The sequence below is a fragment of the Caenimonas koreensis DSM 17982 genome, assembly GCF_009646335.1.
Classification (GTDB): domain Bacteria; phylum Pseudomonadota; class Gammaproteobacteria; order Burkholderiales; family Burkholderiaceae_C; genus Ramlibacter; species Ramlibacter koreensis.
In genome coordinates this window covers 1-16,561 of the sequence record NZ_WJBU01000012.1, presented here as the reverse complement: position 1 = coordinate 16,561, position 16,561 = coordinate 1, and the positions used below count along the sequence as shown (strand labels likewise).

Sequence of the window (16,561 nt, the reverse complement as noted above, 5' to 3'; positions counted from 1 at the left end):
CGAAGCCTGCGCAGCGTGTCACACAGCTATCTCGGTGGCAACCGGAACACCGATCTGCTGCGCGACAATTGCATATAGGTCTTGCTCCACTTCCGGCGCTTCGATCGACACCAAGAGTGAGTAGCGGGCGCCGCGGTCGAAGCGCCCGTGGCGTGGTCGATTTCGCCACCATCCCATCGCCGGGAAAACGGCCAATTGCCCCCTGTTCGCGAGCTGGGCAGCCGCACCAGTCCAGCTGTCGCTGAGTATTGATCCACGAGCACGAGTTCGCTCGCCAATCGCCCAGCCCGCATCGGCACCACTGCTGCCTGGAAGTCCGTGTTCTTCGGCCACGGCCTGGGCGTTGATACGACCTCGGAACGCCATCTCGGTTTCAAGTGGCCGACGAACCGCAAACCTCAGAGCATGCGACTGGTAGGCGTATTTATCGATTCCACCTCGATCCCCTGGGTTCGGCTCGATGAAGTACGACAACGTGACGCGGAGCGTGACTTGGATCTCTCCCAACGCCTGCAGCTGTTCAATTGGCCAGGGAAGATCATGCAGATGCATGTCGCGCGTGCGAATGTCAGAGCCAACTTTGTGATAGGGCTGCAGCTCGTCTTGTACGATAAGAGTAAGGGAGTTGGCCGCGCTGTACAGCGCACGGCCCAGGGTCGGAACCCCGTACCCGCAGTGCCTCAGTAGCTGTCGCATGTTGACTTGGTTTCGCACGCCATTTGGCGTGTACGCGTCCAGCATCGGCTGCGTCCAGCGGGCTGAGTGCACCATCAGTGCACGGACCGTCTCTGGCCAAAAGGCGGGATACGAGGCTTGAATCCGCGCCGCCATACCAGCTGCCAGCGCAGTTGCTGCGCTTGTTGCCCAGCTTAACGAGAAGAGGCGCTGATGCGGCTCATGGCTGGTAGTGAGCAGCGACAGGCTATCCATCTGGCTTGTGAAGCCGGCCGCATCGATAGCCGCATTCCCGCCCTCCATGACGATGTCAGGCTTGAAGGGCCAGCTCGTTTGCCAGGACGCGGATGTTGTCGTGAACGGACTCAATCCGCCGGCGCCCGCAATTGAGTTGTACAGATGTCCGTAGGGTTCGGAGATGATTGTGAGCTCCGAATACGCTCCGACGGTCAGCGCATTCCACGCCTGCCCAGGGTCGTGGATAAGGTTTGTCGAAAGGGCCGCAGGATAGTCCCCCCAGACATTCGGATCTCGGGTATTGCCAGCGCAAAGCACAAATAATCGTGGCTTCTCGCCTTGGCCCTCGAAGTCGCATGCCAGCCTGTCAATCTCGGCGGACCAGGACGATGGACGCCCACGGTCGCGCCCGTCCGTGGAGGACACTGCCATGGCAAAAACGCGTCGACGGTTTGGCGCGGTGACCTCTACCCGTGCGACCGCTTCTGCGGTAATCGCGCCGTGCGACTCTCCCTCGTTGTCACCGGCCCACCGAAGTACCTTCACGGACTCCAGTCGGTGAGGCACCGACAAAACGCCGTTGTCGGCCAGAGCCGGTGCCAGATCGCCGAGCAATGCCAGGCCTGCTAGTTCCGTCCCGTGGCCGTCTCCGTCGTCCGGGCCCCATGCAGGCTCCACACTGTGACGGTCGACGTTGTCAATCATTTGCGCAAGCAATGGGTGCCCGTGATTTACGCCCGTGTCCAACAGGGTTACATATGAATTGCCTGCGTGCTGGGGTGCAATACGCCCTTGTAAGTCATTGCCCCACTCAACCTGTTCGTCCAGCGGTAGCGCGCCGAAGAACTCTGCAGTTGTCTTGGCTCGGCGCAACTCGGCGATCATGTTCAGAACCAGTGCAGACTGCAGCAACTGAAGCTTGCTGGCATGCATGTGCACGACGGATCGTTCAGGGAAGTGAAGCACTCGCTCGCGCACCAGCAAACCCGCAAATTCGCACAGCTTCCGGAAGTCAGCGATGGCAAGCAGTCGGCTCTCACCACCCGGCAGCCATACTTCCCACCACACAACCTCTGCATCATCGGCAGGCAGTGCATCGGCGCTATCCGTCCAGAGCGACTCGAACGTGGCAACCCTGACTTCTCTGATTGCATCAATTAGACGCCGGTTGTCCAGGGGGGCGCCGTTCACGTTCGTCCGGTGTTCCGCGTACGCCGTGATCAGGTTCTCGAAGTGGACCAGTTTGCCTTGTGGCACAAACACCGTAGCGAGCACTTGGTCACCGCGCTTACGCACATTCATGAGCTCGATACCTTGGTTATCACGAGCAAGGCTTTCCGCCGCAAACTCGACGGCGTGCTGGCTCTCAAATTCGATCTGGATTCCGATCGCCGTTTGAACTTGCACTGCCAGCTGTTCCCCGACGCGTTCTTGTTGAACAAGTGCTATCTCAGCAAGCTGGGTGCGAAGATTTTGCGAATGCTGCCCACGCGGTTGGGCAGGTGCATCGGGTCTGCCACCTCCGCCGGCGCTTTTGGCCGTGTACCCCTCCGTCGATCTTGTGTCGTGGGGGAAGAGATGTGGACGCTGATGATCCTCGATAGCCATGCAGGACGGTCGCGACTACGCGTTGCTGGTAGCGGTCCGCCGGCGCACAGACTGGCGTTGCTGTAGCAAGATGTGTAAGCCTTCGGCAGCGATGGCGCGCTCATCGTGCATCACTGCCTCCTTCAATGCGTCATCAATGGCGCGCGCGACTTCTGCGTGGCTAAGTCCGGTCGCATCTTTGGCCAAGTCAGCAATATCCTTTTTCGACTTGATGTATCCGGACAGCCTCATGCGCAGCAGTACCTGGACCTCGGTGGTCGACGGAACGTGGTACTCGATGACATCATCGAAGCGCCGAAAAAGCGCCTCGTCCAGAATATCTGGATGATTTGTCGCGGCGACGATCAGGCTGTTCGATTCGTCCTGCTCGATCATGAGCAGAAAGCTGTTCAGGATTCGCCGGACCTCCCCGACGTCATTTGCCATGCCACGCTGGCTACCGATCGCGTCGAACTCGTCGAAGAAGTAAACCCCCCGAGTCGTCAAGACGGCGTCGAACACTTGCCGGAGCTTTGCCGCAGTCTCACCCATGAACTTGGTTATCAGCGCGTCAAGACGCACGACAAAGAGAGGAATGCCGAGCTCTCCGGCGAGAGCGGACGCAGTCATGGTCTTGCCCGTGCCCGAGGGACCGACAAGCAACAGTTTGCGGCGGGGATGGAGACCATGGGACCGCAGCTTTGACAGGTGCCTCTGCTCCTTGAGCACGCGTTGAAGGCTGCTTAGCAACGGCTCAGCAAGGACCATATCAGCCAGCCGTCGGGAGGGATAGGAAACATTCAGGAGCCCCGCCAACTCGCCCTTAGGGCGTGCAATTGGCACTGGGCCGTCCACGCTGCCAATGGCCCGGCGAGACTTGGCTGCGTCAATCAGGCCACGCAACTCCTCCGCCAGCTTGCCATGCCCCTGTTTTGCCTCATGCGCCGCCATCTGCATCGCAACGGAGAAAAACTGGCGATCGTCCCCCTCTGCGTGCGAGCGCAGCAATGCTTTGAGCTGGTCGCTGGTTGCCATGTTGGTCAAATTGTCGCTCACTTCAGCGGTCGCCGCAAAGTTAAAGACTCATGCAGGTCAGATCGCGCGCCTCATCAGCTAGTGGTTCTGAGCGAACACGGCTGGAAATTCTATAGTTGCCGTATGTCTTCCTTCACCCTCTATGCCCGCGCCCTGCTCGCCTATTCCATCCACGAACATCAAGAGGGACACGTGAAGCGCATCGACGTGTGGATCACGCCACGTTCGTTCACCGTTCAGGATGACGGACGCGGCATGGGTTTGCATCGCGATGGTTATGTCACGAACTTGATGGGCACCATCTGCGACACGCACGGCCCCGTGCAATTGCATGGCGTGGGCCTGTCGATCGTTGCGGCCTCTACGCCGTTGCTACAAGTCGAGTCGCGCCGCGACGGCAAGCTATGGAAGCAATCGTTCGCGTGGGGCAGTGCCATCGGCAACCCAACCAGCGAGCCCTGCGACGCAAGAGCAGGCACGCGCATCACAGTGGCGGTCCCACCCGATTCGCAAGACATCAACGCAGCCGACGTCATCGACCAAATCAGTGTCTGGCGCGCGCTCTATCCATCGTTAGCGATCGAAGTGAATTAGCGGCACCGCCCTGAACAGACGGCAGCCTAAGCGCCCGTCTTCATCCGAACCAGACGCGCAGCCTCCTCCGCCCGCGCGTCATCTACTTCACGCATCACACCCGTCAGGTCCACCGCCCGCTCATCGCGCGCAAACTTTCCAGTCAACACAGTCTCCGTCGACAGCAAGCCGCGCTGGAACAAATCCCACATTTCCGCGCCGTAGTGCGTCTTGAGCAACTCCGGCGCGAACTGCCCGAAGAAGCCGCGCAGGTTGTTCACATCGCGCAGCAGCATCGCCTGCGCGTGGTTGTTGCCCGCAGCGTCCACGGCCTGCGGCAGATCGATGATCACCGGGCCATCGGCACCCAGCAGCACGTTGAACTCGGAAAGATCGCCGTGAATCGTGCCAGCGCACAGCATGCGCACCACCTCCTTGATCAGGAAGGCGTGATGCGAGCGCGCTTCGTCAGCCGTCAACTCCACATCATTGATACGCGGCGCAGCATCGCCATCCGCATCGACGACCAGCTCCATCAACAACACGCCATCGTGAAAGTTGTAGGGGGTGGGAACACGCACACCTGCGTCGGCCATCTTGTAGAGCGCCTGCACTTCCGCGCTTTGCCACGCGGCCTCCTGCGCCGCCCTGCCGAAACGCGTGCCCTTGGCCATTGCGCGGGCCTGCCGCGAATTTTTGACCCTGCGGTTCTCGGTGTAATCCACCGCCTGGCGGAAGCTGCGGTGCGTCGCTTCCTTGTAGACCTTGGCGCAACGCGTTTCATCGCCGCAGCGCACGACATACGCCTCGGCTTCCTTGCCGCTCATCAGCTGCCGCACGACTGAATCAATCAGGCCTTCATCCATCAGGGACTGCAGGCGGGGTGGAGTTTTCATCCCCTATTGTCGTGATTCACTCCACGCGTGTGTAAGTGCGCCGCACAAGCTCACGGTCCAGCATGTCGAAATGCCACCACTCGTTGTCGATGCCCTCGAAGCCGCCGGCGTTCATCGCGCTGCGCAACAAGACACGATTGCCATGCTGCGCGGGCGTCAGCGCACCCGACGCAAGGTGCTGCTCATCCAGCCGCGGATGCGACAGCTCGGTCATCTCATCGAAGCCGCTGCCCATGTCCAGCTCGCGGCCCTGCGCATCGATCAGTGTCACATCCAGCGCCATGCCGAAGGAATGGATCGAGCCGCGCGCAGGGTCCGCCACGTACTGGCGCAGGTCCGTTCCTTCGAGAAAGTCCCACAGCTGCAACTGCACGCGGTGGGGCCGCAGTGCATCGAGCACCAGCACGCGATGCCCCGGTGCTTCGCGCGCGAGCCACTTCACCGCTTTCTCCAGGCCAGTTGCCGCGCGATGATGCAGCCACGCACAGTCGAGCATGCCGTACAAGTCGCGGCCGACGAAGTTGCTGGTGCCCGCATAGCGCAGGTCCACCACCACATCATCGATCGCGCAAAGACGCCGGAACTCGGCGTTGGATGCAATGTCTTCGCAGCGCATCAGGCCTTATACGTCACGTCGAACCGGTCGAGGTTCATCACCTTTGTCCAGGCGGCGATGAAGTCATGGACAAACTGCGCTTGCCCATCACTGGATGCGTAGACCTCGGCCAGCGCACGCAACTGCGAGTTCGACCCGAACACAAGGTCAGCCACCGTCGCCGTCCAGCGCAGCTCGCCACTCTTGCGGTCGTGGCCCTCGAACACGCCGGGCTGCGCTTCGGATTTCTTCCACGCCGTGCGCATGTCGAGCAGGTTGGTGAAGAAGTCGGGCGTGAGCGCGCCGGCCCGCTTCGTGAAGATGCCGTGTTGCGTGCCGCCGTGATTCACGCCCATCGCCCGCATGCCGCCCACCAGCGCTGTCATCTCCGGCGCCGTGAGTGTGAGCAGCGCCGCCCGGTCGATCAGTGCCTTTGCGGCGGCGGCCTGCGTATCGGCACGTGCGTAGTTGCGAAAGCCATCGGCAGCCGGCTCGAGCACTTCGAATGAATGCGCGTCGGTCTGGTCTGCAGACGCATCGGTGCGCCCCGGCGTGAACGGCACCGTGATGTCGTGGCCCGCCTTGCGCGCCGCTGCCTCCACTGCCGCGCAACCACCAAGCACGATCAAGTCGGCCAGCGACACCTGCTTGCCGCCGGCTGCCGTGCTGTTGAATTGCTGCTGCACGCCTTCAAGCTTGCCCAGCACTTGCGCCAACTCGGCTGGCTCGTTCGCCTCCCAGTCTTTTTGCGGCGCGAGCCGGATGCGCGCACCGTTCGCGCCACCACGCAAATCCGTGCCGCGGAACGTGGACGCCGACGCCCACGCCGTTTTCACGAGCTGCTGCTCGCCCAGGCCGCAAGCCAGCAAGGCCTGCTTCAGCGCCTTGATATCGGCATCGTCGATCAGCGGATGCGTCGCGGGCGGCACCGGGTCTTGCCAGATCAGGTCTTCCTGGGGCACCAGCGGCCCGAGATAGCGCACCTTCGGGCCCATGTCGCGGTGCGTCAGCTTGAACCAGGCGCGAGCAAACGCATCAGCAAAGGCCTGCGGGTCCTGCATGAAGCGGCGCGAAATCTTTTCGTATGCGGGGTCGAACCGCAGCGCGAGATCGGCGGTGGTCATCGTGGGCTGGTGGAACTTGCCGGGGATGTGCGCGTCAGGCACGTTGCGGCCGGCATCGCCCTTCGGCTTCCATTGCTGCGCGCCGGCCGGGCTTCTGGTGAGCTCCCATTCGAAGCCGAATAGGGTTTCAAAGTAACTCATGTCCCACTGGGTCGGTGTGGCCGTCCATGCACCTTCGATACCGCTCGTGGTGGCATGCGCACCGATGCCGGATTCAAATGCGTTCTTCCAGCCCAGGCCCAGCTCTTCGATGTTCGCGCCTTCGGGCTCGGCGCCAACAAGCTTGGCATCGCCTGCGCCATGGCTCTTGCCGAAGGTGTGGCCGCCTGCGACCAGCGCGACGGTTTCTTCGTCGTCCATCGCCATGCGCGCAAACGTGTCGCGGATGTCACGCGCAGAGCCAAGCGGGTCGGGCTTGCCGTTCGGCCCCTCGGGGTTCACGTAGATCAGGCCCATCTGCACGGCAGCCAGCGGGTTGGCCAGCTCGCGCTCGCCGCTGTAGCGCTCATCACCCAGCCAGGTCGACTCGGGGCCCCAATCCGTGGCTTGCGGCTCCCAGATGTCTTCACGCCCGCCGCCGAAGCCGAATGTCTTGAAGCCCATCGACTCCAGCGCAACGTTGCCCGCAAGAATCATCAGGTCGGCCCACGAGATCTGGCGGCCGTACTTCTGCTTGATCGGCCAGAGCAGCCTGCGCGCCTTGTCGAGGTTGCCGTTGTCAGGCCAGCTGTTGAGCGGCGCGAAGCGCTGCTCGCCCGAACGCGCACCGCCGCGGCCGTCAAAGATGCGATAGGTGCCCGCAGAGTGCCACGCCATGCGGATGAAGAACGGGCCGTAGTGACCGTAGTCGGCGGGCCACCAGTCCTGCGAGTCGGTCATCAGTGCGTGCAGGTCTTTGATAACAGCAGACAGGTCGAGCTTGGCGAATTCGCTCTTGTAGTCGAAGTCCTGGACCATCGGGTCCGACAGTTCGGAGTGCTGGTGCAGCACCGACAGGTTCAGGCCCTCAGGCCACCAGCTCGCGTTATTGCGCGATGGCTTGGGCTTGTGGGCGACCGGGCATTGGGCTTGTGAATCCATGGGGAACTCCATTGACGTTGTGACTGGCCTGCATCGTGCCCCAGCGCGCAGCGCTGCGTCAAAAGGCTGAGTCAATGAGCGAGATAGGTTTTCTCAGGCGGCAAAGAAAATCTGTTGATGAGCAGCGCGCGCCCTCAGCTGCCCGCAGCCGGCCTCGACGTCTTGCCCCGCAGACTGCCGCAACTTGGTGAGCACACCGCGCCGGTGCAGCACGCGCGCCATTTCTGCAGCGCGCTCCCAGCTGGGCCGCTTGAAGTCAAGCCCTTCCACCGTGTTGTACGGAATCATGTTCAGCACGCCGTACTTGCCTGCGAGCAGCCGGACGATGCCTTCAATTTCATCGTCACCGTCGTTGATGCCTTCGAGCAGTGTCCACTGGTACTGGATCGGGTAGCCCGTTGCGCGCGCATAGGCTTGCCCGCGCTCCACGATCTCTTCGCCTGTCATGCGCGGCGCACGGGGCAACAGGCGCTCACGCAATTCGTTGTTCGTGGTGTGCAGCGACAGCGCGAGCGCCGGCTTGACGGTTTGCTGCGCGAGCCGCTCGAACACGCGCGGATCGCCCACGGTGGAGAACACGATGTTCTTGTGCCCGATGTTGCCCGCCGTGCCCAGCAGGTCGATCGCCTCGATCACGTTGTCCAGGTTGTGCGCAGGCTCGCCCATGCCCATGAACACCACCTTCTTCACGGCCCGGCGCTGGCGCGCCAGCACCACCTGCGCAACCATCTCCGCGCTGCCCACCTGGCGCACAAGGCCACCCTGGCCCGTCATGCAGAACACGCAACCCACCGCGCAGCCCACTTGCGAAGAGATGCAAAGGCCGTCGCGCGGCAGAAGAACACTCTCGACAGTCTGCCCATCGGCCAGGCCCACCAGCAGCCGCTCGGAGCCATCTTGCCCCGGGTGAGTGGACACGATGCGCGCAAGGCCCTGTAGTTGCGATTCGATCCCCGGCAACGCTTCACGCAAGGCCTGCGGCAGGAAGTGCTCGATGCGCCGCTTGCCGCTCGTCTGCGGCAATGCCTGCGCCCATAGCCGCAGCACGCGTGCTTCGTGTCTGGGCAACGCGCCGGCGGCGCGCAGTTGCTGGCGAAGGTCAGAGATGCGCATGTGCCGGGCCGCTCACGTCACATTCGTCACGTCAGTCGAAGCCACCAGTTCACGCGCCGTGAGCCACAGCCGCAAGTCGAACTCCAGCTGGTGATAGTCGGGCGCCATGTGCTGGCACAGCGCGTAAAACGCCTTGTCGTGATCGCGCTCCTTCAGGTGCGCAAGCTCGTGCACGACGATCATCCGCAGGAAGTCCGCTGGCGCTTCCTTGAACACCGACGCAATGCGGATTTCGCGCTTGGCCTTGAGCTTGCTGCCCTGCACGCGCGAGACAGCGCTGTGCGTGCCCAACGCGTTCTTCACGATATGCAGCTTGGCGTCGTAGGCCACCTTCGACAGCGGCGGCGCGCTGCGCATGTGGCGCGACTTGAGCTCGTTCACGTAGTCGTAGAGCGCGCGCTCGGTGCGCACCTCATGCGTCTCGCTGTGGCGCTTTGCCACCGTCTGCGCAAGGCGGCCAGACGCGATCAGCCCGCGTACTTGTGCGAGCAGCTCAGGCGCATAACCCTGCAGGTACGGAAGGCGAAGCTCTGCAGACATTGCGGTTCAAGCCCCGTGACACTTCTTGTACTTCTTGCCGCTGCCGCACGGGCACGGGTCGTTGCGGCCCGGCCCGGCCTCTTTGCGCATGGGCTCGACGCGCGGGCCCAGGCTTTTCCAGAGCTGGCGCAGGTCGTACACACCCCACACGGCCTCATGGAATTGCTCCATACGCAACGCGCTCACGCTCGGCGGGCCGTCTTCGGCAAACATCGAGAACGCGGGCTTGGCAGTGTCGTCTTCGGTGAGCGTGACGATCTGGCTGAGCGACACGTCGAGCATGCGTGCAGCGTCTGCATCGCGCGGCGGCTCCCAGTCTTGCGGCCACGCCTCCACCGCGTACATGAAGCCCAGCGCCCAGACTTGTGCGTAGGCGGGCAAGCTGGCAAGGTCCGTATCGCCGCGCTCTTCTTCGGGCAACGACATCACGGCACCACGCGTATCGAGCACTTCAGGGATGTAGGCGCGCTCGTCTTCCAGCGTTTGCACAGGCGCGTCGAGCGCTGCCTCCACCTCGGCCCAGCGGCGGCGCCAGCGCAACACGAATTCCATGTGCTGCATCGGCTGGAACTGCTCGCTCAGCAACACCTCCCAGTACTCTTCGGGCGCGATCACGCGGCGCGAGCAGACCAGCGCTGCCAGGAAGCCCTCGCAGAATTCCCACTGGGGGATCTCGTCGTCATTCACGCGCATGGCGTCAAGCTCGGCGTCTTGCGCGTCGAAGTCTTCGGGGGTCAGCGGTGCAGGGTGTTCTGTCGTCATGTGAAGACTGTGTGAATGTGCAAATTGTGACTTGCAATCGCTGCCCGGGGGCGCATCTTGGCTAGGGCAAAGCCGCCAAGGAGCACTCAGACATGTTCATCCGCCAACTCAAAGTCATGCTGGTCGCACTGCTGGCCATGACATTTGCCGCCTTTGCGTCTGCACAGGGCGAGCCAACGATCAAGCAGATCTACGAGACCGCGCAGGCCGGCCAGCTCGACAAGGCGCGGCAGATGACGCAGGAAGTGCTGCGCCACCACCCCAAGAGCGCCAAGGCCCATTTCGTGATGGCCGAGCTCGACGCGGCGCAGGGCCATCGCGATGACGCGCGCGAATCCCTCGCCAAGGCAGAGTCGATTGCACCGGGCCTGCCCTTCGCCAGGCCTGAAGCAGTGCAGGCGCTGCGCTCGCGGCTGGCAGCGCCGCAAGCGGCTGCACGCACGCCGAAGATGGTCGATGCGCCTGCCACGGTTGCACCGCGTGAATCGCCGCGGCCGGCGCCCTCATTCCCGTGGGGAATGCTGCTGATCGCAGGCATGGTGGCGATCGTGGTCGCCTACGTGATGCGCTCACGTGCGCAGGGCAATGCGGCGAACGCCGCCAACGCAGCGCCCGTGGCACCGATGCCCGACAACGCCTGGGGGCGCCAGCCCGAGTTCGGCACGCAGGCAGCTTATGGCAACCAGCCGGGGTACGGTACACCACCTGCCTACGGCACCCAGCCCGGCTATGGCGCGCCGCCTGCTTATGGCCAGCCGCAGGGCAGCGGCCTGGGCGGGCGCGTGATGGGCGGCCTCGCAACGGGCCTTGCCGTGGGTGCTGGCGCACTCGCAGCGCAGGAGATCGGCCGCCGCATCATGGGCGATCACGAGTCGCATCGCTCGGGCGCGCCGGGCAACACCGCCGGCTCTGCCAGCCATTCGACGCTGGCGGATGACGCAGGCTTTGGTGCAATCGACGAATCGCGCGCCGGTGCCAGCCTGCCCGACAACTTCGGCATCACCGATGGGGGCTCCTGGGACGACGGTGGCAGCGGCGGCGGCTTCGATGGCGGCGGCGCGGATGGCGGCAGCTGGGACAGCTGACGCCTTTTGACAAGCCCTAGGCCACCAGCGGTGCCTGCTTGCCCAGCAGCAAGCGCGACAACGGCCGCGTCAGCATCATCAGCATGAAAGCCGTGTTGCCTGCGGCTGGAATCCACCAGGCGATCACGCAGGCCAGAATGCTGATGAAGATCAACAGGCCGATGCGCAGCTTGGCTGCGCGATACGCGTCCAGCGGCATCGCCGGCTCGCACAGCTCGGGGTGGCGGAACACGTAGCGCCACAAGGCCAGCGCCGCAAGCGCATTGAGCGCCATGGTGGCCGAGTAAACGACCTGCGCCGGAAAGTGGCTGCCGTGCCCGCCACTGAGCGACGACGCGAACGGCATGAAACTCGCAGCGCCCAGGAAGAGCAGGTTGATCAGCACCAGCTTGCCGTCGATTTGCCGCACGTAGTGAAAGGCGCGGCTATGGCCCCACCAGAAGAGCGCCAGCACCAGGAAGCTGATCACCCAGGAAATCAGTTTGGGAAGCAGGTCGGCCAGGCCCTGCAGGATGGCTTCTGTTGTCATGTGCGCCGCCGTCTCGGGCAGCTTCAGGTCGATGACGAGCAGGGTCATGGCCACGGCGAAGATGCCGTCGGTGAGCGCGTCCAGGCGGTGCTTGTGCATGGTGACTAAGTGTGGGAAAGACAGCCCTGACGGTATCGGCAAGCCCCCACCCGGTCAACCTGCACGTGCCCCCTCCCCCTCTGGGGGAGGGTTGGGGTGGGGGCACGCGGCGCTCGTGCAAGCGGGCCTGCTGTACCCGGCACTCGCCTTCAGCTGCGTTGATCGCTCGAATGATCGATCAACAGCCCCGCACTGGCGCCGCCACCACCCACCGATTGGCCGCCACCAGCAGCACCACCACTGCGTCCGCCACCACCTGATCGATCAACCTCGCCGCGCGGGCCCCGTCCACCGCCACGACCGCCACCGGCAACGGGCCGCGTCGGCCCTTGCATCGGAATCGCCAACTCGGGCAACGGCTCCAGGTCGAGCGCTTCGCGAATGAAGTTGCGCAGCGAGACGACCAGCTCGCCCGTCTCTACCTTGCGCCCGGCCACCAGGTCGTTCGCCGCAGCAACCGCCAGACGGACATGCTCGGTGTTGCCCAGCAGGATCACGTCCGACAGTGATGCTTCCACGTTGTCGCGGATACGCCGGCGCCGCTCGCCCTTCACCGTGATCGAAATGTTGCCCTCGCCGTCACGGCTCTCGCGAGACTCCAGCGTCTGGGTGCGCAGATGCGCGGGGTCCACCGTCAAGTCGCCAGTGAAGGACCCGCCAAGCGTCTTGTACGCCGCGATGAGCGTGCGCAGGCGCTCGTTGATCTGGCGGTTTTCGCGCTCGCGCCGCCGCTGCACTGTCTGCATCACGACCAGCCGCAGGCCAACCATGATCAGCGTGACAAGCGCCAGCCCGAGCAGCGACGTGGCAACGGATTGCCAGCTGGCGAAGTCGATGGCGCTACGCATGGGGCGCCGCGCACCAAGTGAGGAAATGAAGAATCTGGTTCATATCGCGATGCTGCCTGACGAACGGCCTTTGCGGTGGACCTGGCGCCGCCAGATTGCCGGTGACCACATGTAAACGACCTTTCGGCCTACACGGATCAGTTCGACGCTCGCTTAACCTATGCATGAGCTTCGGGCCAGTCCCTGAAAAAACACGAAAGGTCACCATGAAATTCACTTCCATTTCCCTTGCCACTGCCACACTGGCTGCGATCACGCTGGTTGCACCCCTGGCAGCTCAGGCACAAGGCAACGACTGCAACAACTGCGGCACGGTGCAATCGGTCAAGGCCGTGCAACGCAACGGCGGCACGAATGGCATCGCCGGCACGCAGGTCACGCCAGGCATGGCCATCGGCGGTGTCGTCGGCGGCCTGCTCGGCAACCAGGTCGGCCACGGCAATGGCCGCGCGGCAGCGACTGTGGTTGGTGTTGCAGGCGGCGCGTACGCGGGCCACCAGATCGAGAAGAACCGCAACCACTACACGGCGTACGTCATGCGTATCCGCATGAACGACGGCAGCATGCGCACCATCGAGCAGCGCACGGCGCTCGCACGCGGCTCGCGCGTCGTCGTCGACGGACAGTCGGCGCACCTGCGCAGCACCAACCCCAACGCCAATCGCGGCTAAAGAGCGGCGAAGCGGCCCGGCCAGTCGCCACGGCGCTCTGGCACACTGGGCCGCATGGCCAAGGCTCCCCGTTTCCTGAACGAGCTGCGCGGCGGCATTCGCCTCGCAGTCGATGGCGTGAAGGGTGTGACGCGCATCGTCGAAGGCGTTCACGGCAGCGTCGTGCGCGTCGCGCCGCCAGTGGGCCGGCATGACGAGCGGCAGTTGGGCGGGATTCCAGGGCTGGTGTACCGCTCGATCCACGGCACGACGAATCTCGTCGGCGCGAGCCTGGACGCCGCCATCGCAGGCGCAGAAAAACTCATCACGGCCCTGCCGGGCCAAGCCAGCGTCACCCGCGATGACAGCCCTTCGATGCCGCAGCGCGACGCGATCGTGAGCGCGCTCAACGGCGTGATGGGTGACCACCTCGAACGCACGAACAACCCGCTCGCCATCCAGATGCAGATCGCGCGGCGCAGCCCCGCAGGCGCGAAGCCGCTGCTGCTCATTCACGGCCTGTGCATGAACGACCAGCAATGGACGCGCGACGGCCATGACCACGGCCAGGCGCTGGCTGCATCGCTTGGCTTCAACCCCTTTTACCTGCGCTACAACACGGGCCGCCACATCTCGTCGAATGGCGCGTCGCTGGCCGCGTTGCTTGAAGAAACGCTCGACGCGTGGCCCGTTGCCATCGACAGCTTCACCATCATTGGCCACAGCATGGGCGGGCTCGTGGCGCGCAGCGCGATCGAACAGGCAACGGCCGCCGGCATGAAGTGGCCGGCGCTGCTGCGCAAGCTGGTGTTCCTGGGCTCGCCGCAGCAGGGTGCGGCGCTGGAGCGCGGCGGCAACTGGCTGCACCGCGGGCTGGGCGTGAGCCCTTATGTCGCGCCGTTCACGCGGCTGTCGGGCCTGCGCAGCGAAGGCATCACCGACCTGCGCCACGGCAACCTGCTGGACATCGACTGGGCCGACGGCCGCTTCGTGCAGCGCGACACACGCACGATGGTGCCGCTGCCGCGCGGCGTGACTTGCTACGCGATTGCCGGAACGCTGGGGCGCAATGCGCAAGGCGAATGGCGAGGCGATGGGCTTGTGTCGGTCGAGAGTGCGCTGGGGCGGCACGAGAAGACGACGCGCAACCTGGGCATTCCAGCGTCGCGCACGTGGGTGGCGGCGGGTGTGAATCACCTTGACTTGCTGTCGAGCGATGCGGTGTATCGAAAGCTTCGCAAGTGGCTGGCGGATGAGAGGGCTTGAACATGATCCCCACAACTGCACCCGCCGGATTGTTTGACCCCGCACGTCACTCGCCAGTGACCACAACGCCATGGAGCGAAGCAGCTGCACGCGCGGCCATCACGCGCATCGTCGATGCAGCGCTGGCCGCTTTCACGCCAGATGGGCTGTGGCCCACCCACCCGCGCGACGATCCTGAAAGGCCCGATGAGCGATTCGCGATGCTGTACTGCGGCGCAGGCGGCGCGATCTGGGCGATCCAGCGGCTGGCGCAGCGCGGCTTCGTGCCCGCGCCCTCCATCGATTTCGCGGCGACCATCGCGACGCTTGTCGAGCGCAATGCCGACCCGCAACGCCCGCCCGACCGGGTTGCGTCATTCCTGATCGGCGACTCCGGCCTGTTGCTGCTGCAGTTCATGTCGCGGCCAGACAAAGACGTCGCCGACCGCCTGTTCGCGATGGTCGAAGGCAACATGGAGCACCCGACGCGCGAACAACTCTGGGGCTCGCCGGGCACGATGCTCGCGGCGATCTTCATGGCAGAAGCGACGGGGCAAGCGCGCTGGGCACAGCTGCTCGAACGCGCTGCGCGCCTGCTGTTGCAGCAAATGGAATTGGATGCCTCGATTGGCGCGTGGGTCTGGCAGCAGGACATGTACGGCCGCGTGAGATGCTTCCTCGGCGGCGGTCATGGCCTGGCGGGCAATGTGTTCGCAGTGCTGCGCGCGTCGGGGTTGCTGCCCGCCGATCTCGTCAGCACGTTCACGCAACGCGCCTACGAAACGCTGGACGCGCTAGCGCTGCGCGGCGACGGCTGCATCAACTGGCACCCCGTGCACGATGCGGCGGCCGTGGCGGGCAAGCTGCCACTGGTACAGGATTGCCACGGCAGCGCAGGCATCGTAGTGCGGCTCGCGTCCGTGCCGCGCACGCCTGAATGGGACGCGATGCTGACGCAAGCCGCTGAGCTCACCTGGCGCGCCGGGCCGCTGAGCAAAGGCGCCGGGCTGTGCCATGGCACTGCTGGCAATGGTTATGCGCTGCTCAAGCTCTGGGCGCGCACGGGCGATGCGATATGGCTTGATCGGGCACGCGCGTTTGCGATGCATGCCATCGAGCAAGTCGAAGCCGGACGCATCAAGCACGGCCAGGGCTGGCACACGCTGTGGACAGGCGACCTCGGCGTTGCGATGTTCCTGGCGAGTTGTGTGGCGGGGGACAGTGAGTTTGGGACGCTGGATGTCTTTTGGCGACTCACTGCTTATGGCGATTAAGCACTACTTGACAGAGCGAACCGACAGGCTGGATTCTCTCGGGTAGGGCCGCTTTGCGCGCTGGCGCTAGTCCTCTAGCCGCTAGCTATTGCTTGCCGCCTATTACCACATGGATACAGGACTTATCGAAGTTCGGGCGTATCTCGGCATCAGGAATGATTACCGCCGACACCTTCAGACCATTCGCGACTAGCCCATCGCGCAATGCGACGGCAGCACCCTCTAATGCACCTCGCTGCGACTCGGCGATCTCAATGTGTATTCCCGTCGAAACGAGTAGTGCGACCTCTGGTTTCCCCGGAATACTCAGCGCGAAATCCCCGTTTTTTGACGGCTTCCAAATCCAGCCAGCATCCTCCAAAGCAGAGGCAACCCTAGCTACCAACTCGTTAACTTCGACACTAGAGGACGAGCCGGCGAACATGTCGAATGGGGTCTTTGGGAACTTCCTTAGCCTGTTCTTGAGGTCAGCAAACTGCAAATCTGACTGACCTTGCCCCCGAAAAACGGATTCCTTGCTGAGGTGTAATTTGGCAAGGAGAAACGACAAATGGGTAAGAAGCCGAGGGCGAGGTACACGCTCGAATTCAAGCTGGAGGCGCTGAGGCAGATTG

16 protein-coding genes are annotated in these 16,561 nt (G+C 63.7%); 5 read left to right on the top strand and 11 right to left on the bottom strand.

The window, feature by feature from the left end; translation table 11 throughout:
* Positions 1 to 18: 18 nt before the first annotated feature.
* Positions 19 to 2,319, bottom strand: a complete 2,301-nt coding sequence (locus GHT07_RS13345) for a S8 family peptidase (protein WP_323740930.1) — start codon at positions 2,317 to 2,319, stop codon at positions 19 to 21.
* A 216-nt stretch (positions 2,320 to 2,535) separates the two neighbouring features.
* A complete protein-coding gene (locus GHT07_RS13340) occupies positions 2,536 to 3,534 on the bottom strand; it encodes an AAA family ATPase (protein ID WP_153585597.1) in 999 nt (332 codons plus the stop codon).
* A 123-nt stretch (positions 3,535 to 3,657) separates the two neighbouring features.
* Between GHT07_RS13340 and GHT07_RS13335 the strand changes: the two genes are divergently transcribed.
* Positions 3,658 to 4,128: a hypothetical protein gene (locus tag GHT07_RS13335; RefSeq protein ID WP_153585596.1), complete on the top strand. Its 471-nt coding sequence runs from the start codon at positions 3,658 to 3,660 to the stop codon at positions 4,126 to 4,128.
* Between the two features lie 26 nt (positions 4,129 to 4,154).
* On the opposite strand, the gene GHT07_RS13330 is transcribed toward GHT07_RS13335, so the two are convergent.
* The 6 genes from GHT07_RS13330 to GHT07_RS13305 all read right to left on the bottom strand — a co-directional run bounded on the left by GHT07_RS13330 (position 4,155) and on the right by GHT07_RS13305 (position 10,217).
* Positions 4,155 to 5,003: a PA4780 family RIO1-like protein kinase gene (locus GHT07_RS13330; RefSeq protein WP_153585595.1), complete on the bottom strand. Its 849-nt coding sequence runs from the start codon at positions 5,001 to 5,003 to the stop codon at positions 4,155 to 4,157.
* A gap of 16 nt (positions 5,004 to 5,019) precedes the next feature.
* Complete coding sequence (locus tag GHT07_RS13325) at positions 5,020 to 5,619, bottom strand: M15 family metallopeptidase (protein ID WP_153585594.1); 600 nt, start codon at positions 5,617 to 5,619, stop codon at positions 5,020 to 5,022.
* Positions 5,619 to 7,802, bottom strand: a complete 2,184-nt coding sequence (gene katG, locus GHT07_RS13320) for a catalase/peroxidase HPI (RefSeq protein WP_153585593.1) — start codon at positions 7,800 to 7,802, stop codon at positions 5,619 to 5,621. Before katG ends, GHT07_RS13325 begins: the two co-directional genes overlap by 1 nt.
* A 93-nt stretch (positions 7,803 to 7,895) precedes the next feature.
* Positions 7,896 to 8,915, bottom strand: a complete 1,020-nt coding sequence (locus GHT07_RS13315) for an RNA methyltransferase (protein WP_153585592.1) — start codon at positions 8,913 to 8,915, stop codon at positions 7,896 to 7,898.
* A gap of 12 nt (positions 8,916 to 8,927) precedes the next feature.
* Complete coding sequence (locus GHT07_RS13310; protein WP_153585591.1) at positions 8,928 to 9,455, bottom strand: M48 metallopeptidase family protein; 528 nt, start codon at positions 9,453 to 9,455, stop codon at positions 8,928 to 8,930.
* 6 nt (positions 9,456 to 9,461) lie between these two features.
* Entirely contained in the window at positions 9,462 to 10,217 is a 756-nt protein-coding gene (locus GHT07_RS13305; protein ID WP_153585590.1) for a YecA/YgfB family protein, read from the bottom strand.
* A gap of 92 nt (positions 10,218 to 10,309) precedes the next feature.
* On the opposite strand from GHT07_RS13305, the gene GHT07_RS13300 reads away from it, so the two are divergent.
* The gene (locus GHT07_RS13300; RefSeq protein ID WP_153585589.1) at positions 10,310 to 11,302 is read left to right on the top strand and encodes a tetratricopeptide repeat protein; all 993 of its coding nucleotides are present in this window, start codon (positions 10,310 to 10,312) and stop codon (positions 11,300 to 11,302) included.
* Between the two features lie 16 nt (positions 11,303 to 11,318).
* On the opposite strand, the gene GHT07_RS13295 is transcribed toward GHT07_RS13300, so the two are convergent.
* Entirely contained in the window at positions 11,319 to 11,930 is a 612-nt protein-coding gene (locus GHT07_RS13295) for a TMEM175 family protein (RefSeq protein ID WP_153585588.1), read from the bottom strand.
* A 149-nt stretch (positions 11,931 to 12,079) separates the two neighbouring features.
* Positions 12,080 to 12,778 carry a hypothetical protein gene (locus GHT07_RS13290; protein WP_153585587.1) on the bottom strand — a complete coding sequence of 233 codons (699 nt, stop codon included), beginning with the start codon at positions 12,776 to 12,778 and terminating at the stop codon, positions 12,080 to 12,082.
* A gap of 206 nt (positions 12,779 to 12,984) precedes the next feature.
* On the opposite strand from GHT07_RS13290, the gene GHT07_RS13285 reads away from it, so the two are divergent.
* The 3 genes from GHT07_RS13285 to GHT07_RS13275 are packed head-to-tail and all read left to right on the top strand — an operon-like array spanning position 12,985 to position 15,947.
* Positions 12,985 to 13,449: a glycine zipper 2TM domain-containing protein gene (locus GHT07_RS13285; RefSeq protein WP_228488340.1), complete on the top strand. Its 465-nt coding sequence runs from the start codon at positions 12,985 to 12,987 to the stop codon at positions 13,447 to 13,449.
* 54 nt (positions 13,450 to 13,503) lie between these two features.
* Positions 13,504 to 14,694, top strand: coding sequence for a lipase family alpha/beta hydrolase (locus tag GHT07_RS13280; protein ID WP_153585585.1), 1,191 nt, complete (start codon positions 13,504 to 13,506; stop codon positions 14,692 to 14,694).
* Between the two features lie 2 nt (positions 14,695 to 14,696).
* Positions 14,697 to 15,947 (top strand): lanthionine synthetase C family protein, encoded by a 1,251-nt coding sequence (locus tag GHT07_RS13275; protein WP_153585584.1) that lies wholly within the window; start codon positions 14,697 to 14,699, stop codon positions 15,945 to 15,947.
* A gap of 85 nt (positions 15,948 to 16,032) precedes the next feature.
* On the opposite strand, the gene GHT07_RS21320 is transcribed toward GHT07_RS13275, so the two are convergent.
* Positions 16,033 to 16,561, bottom strand: a 529-nt coding sequence (locus GHT07_RS21320) for a hypothetical protein (RefSeq protein ID WP_194792934.1), incomplete at its 5' end; no start/stop codon positions are given.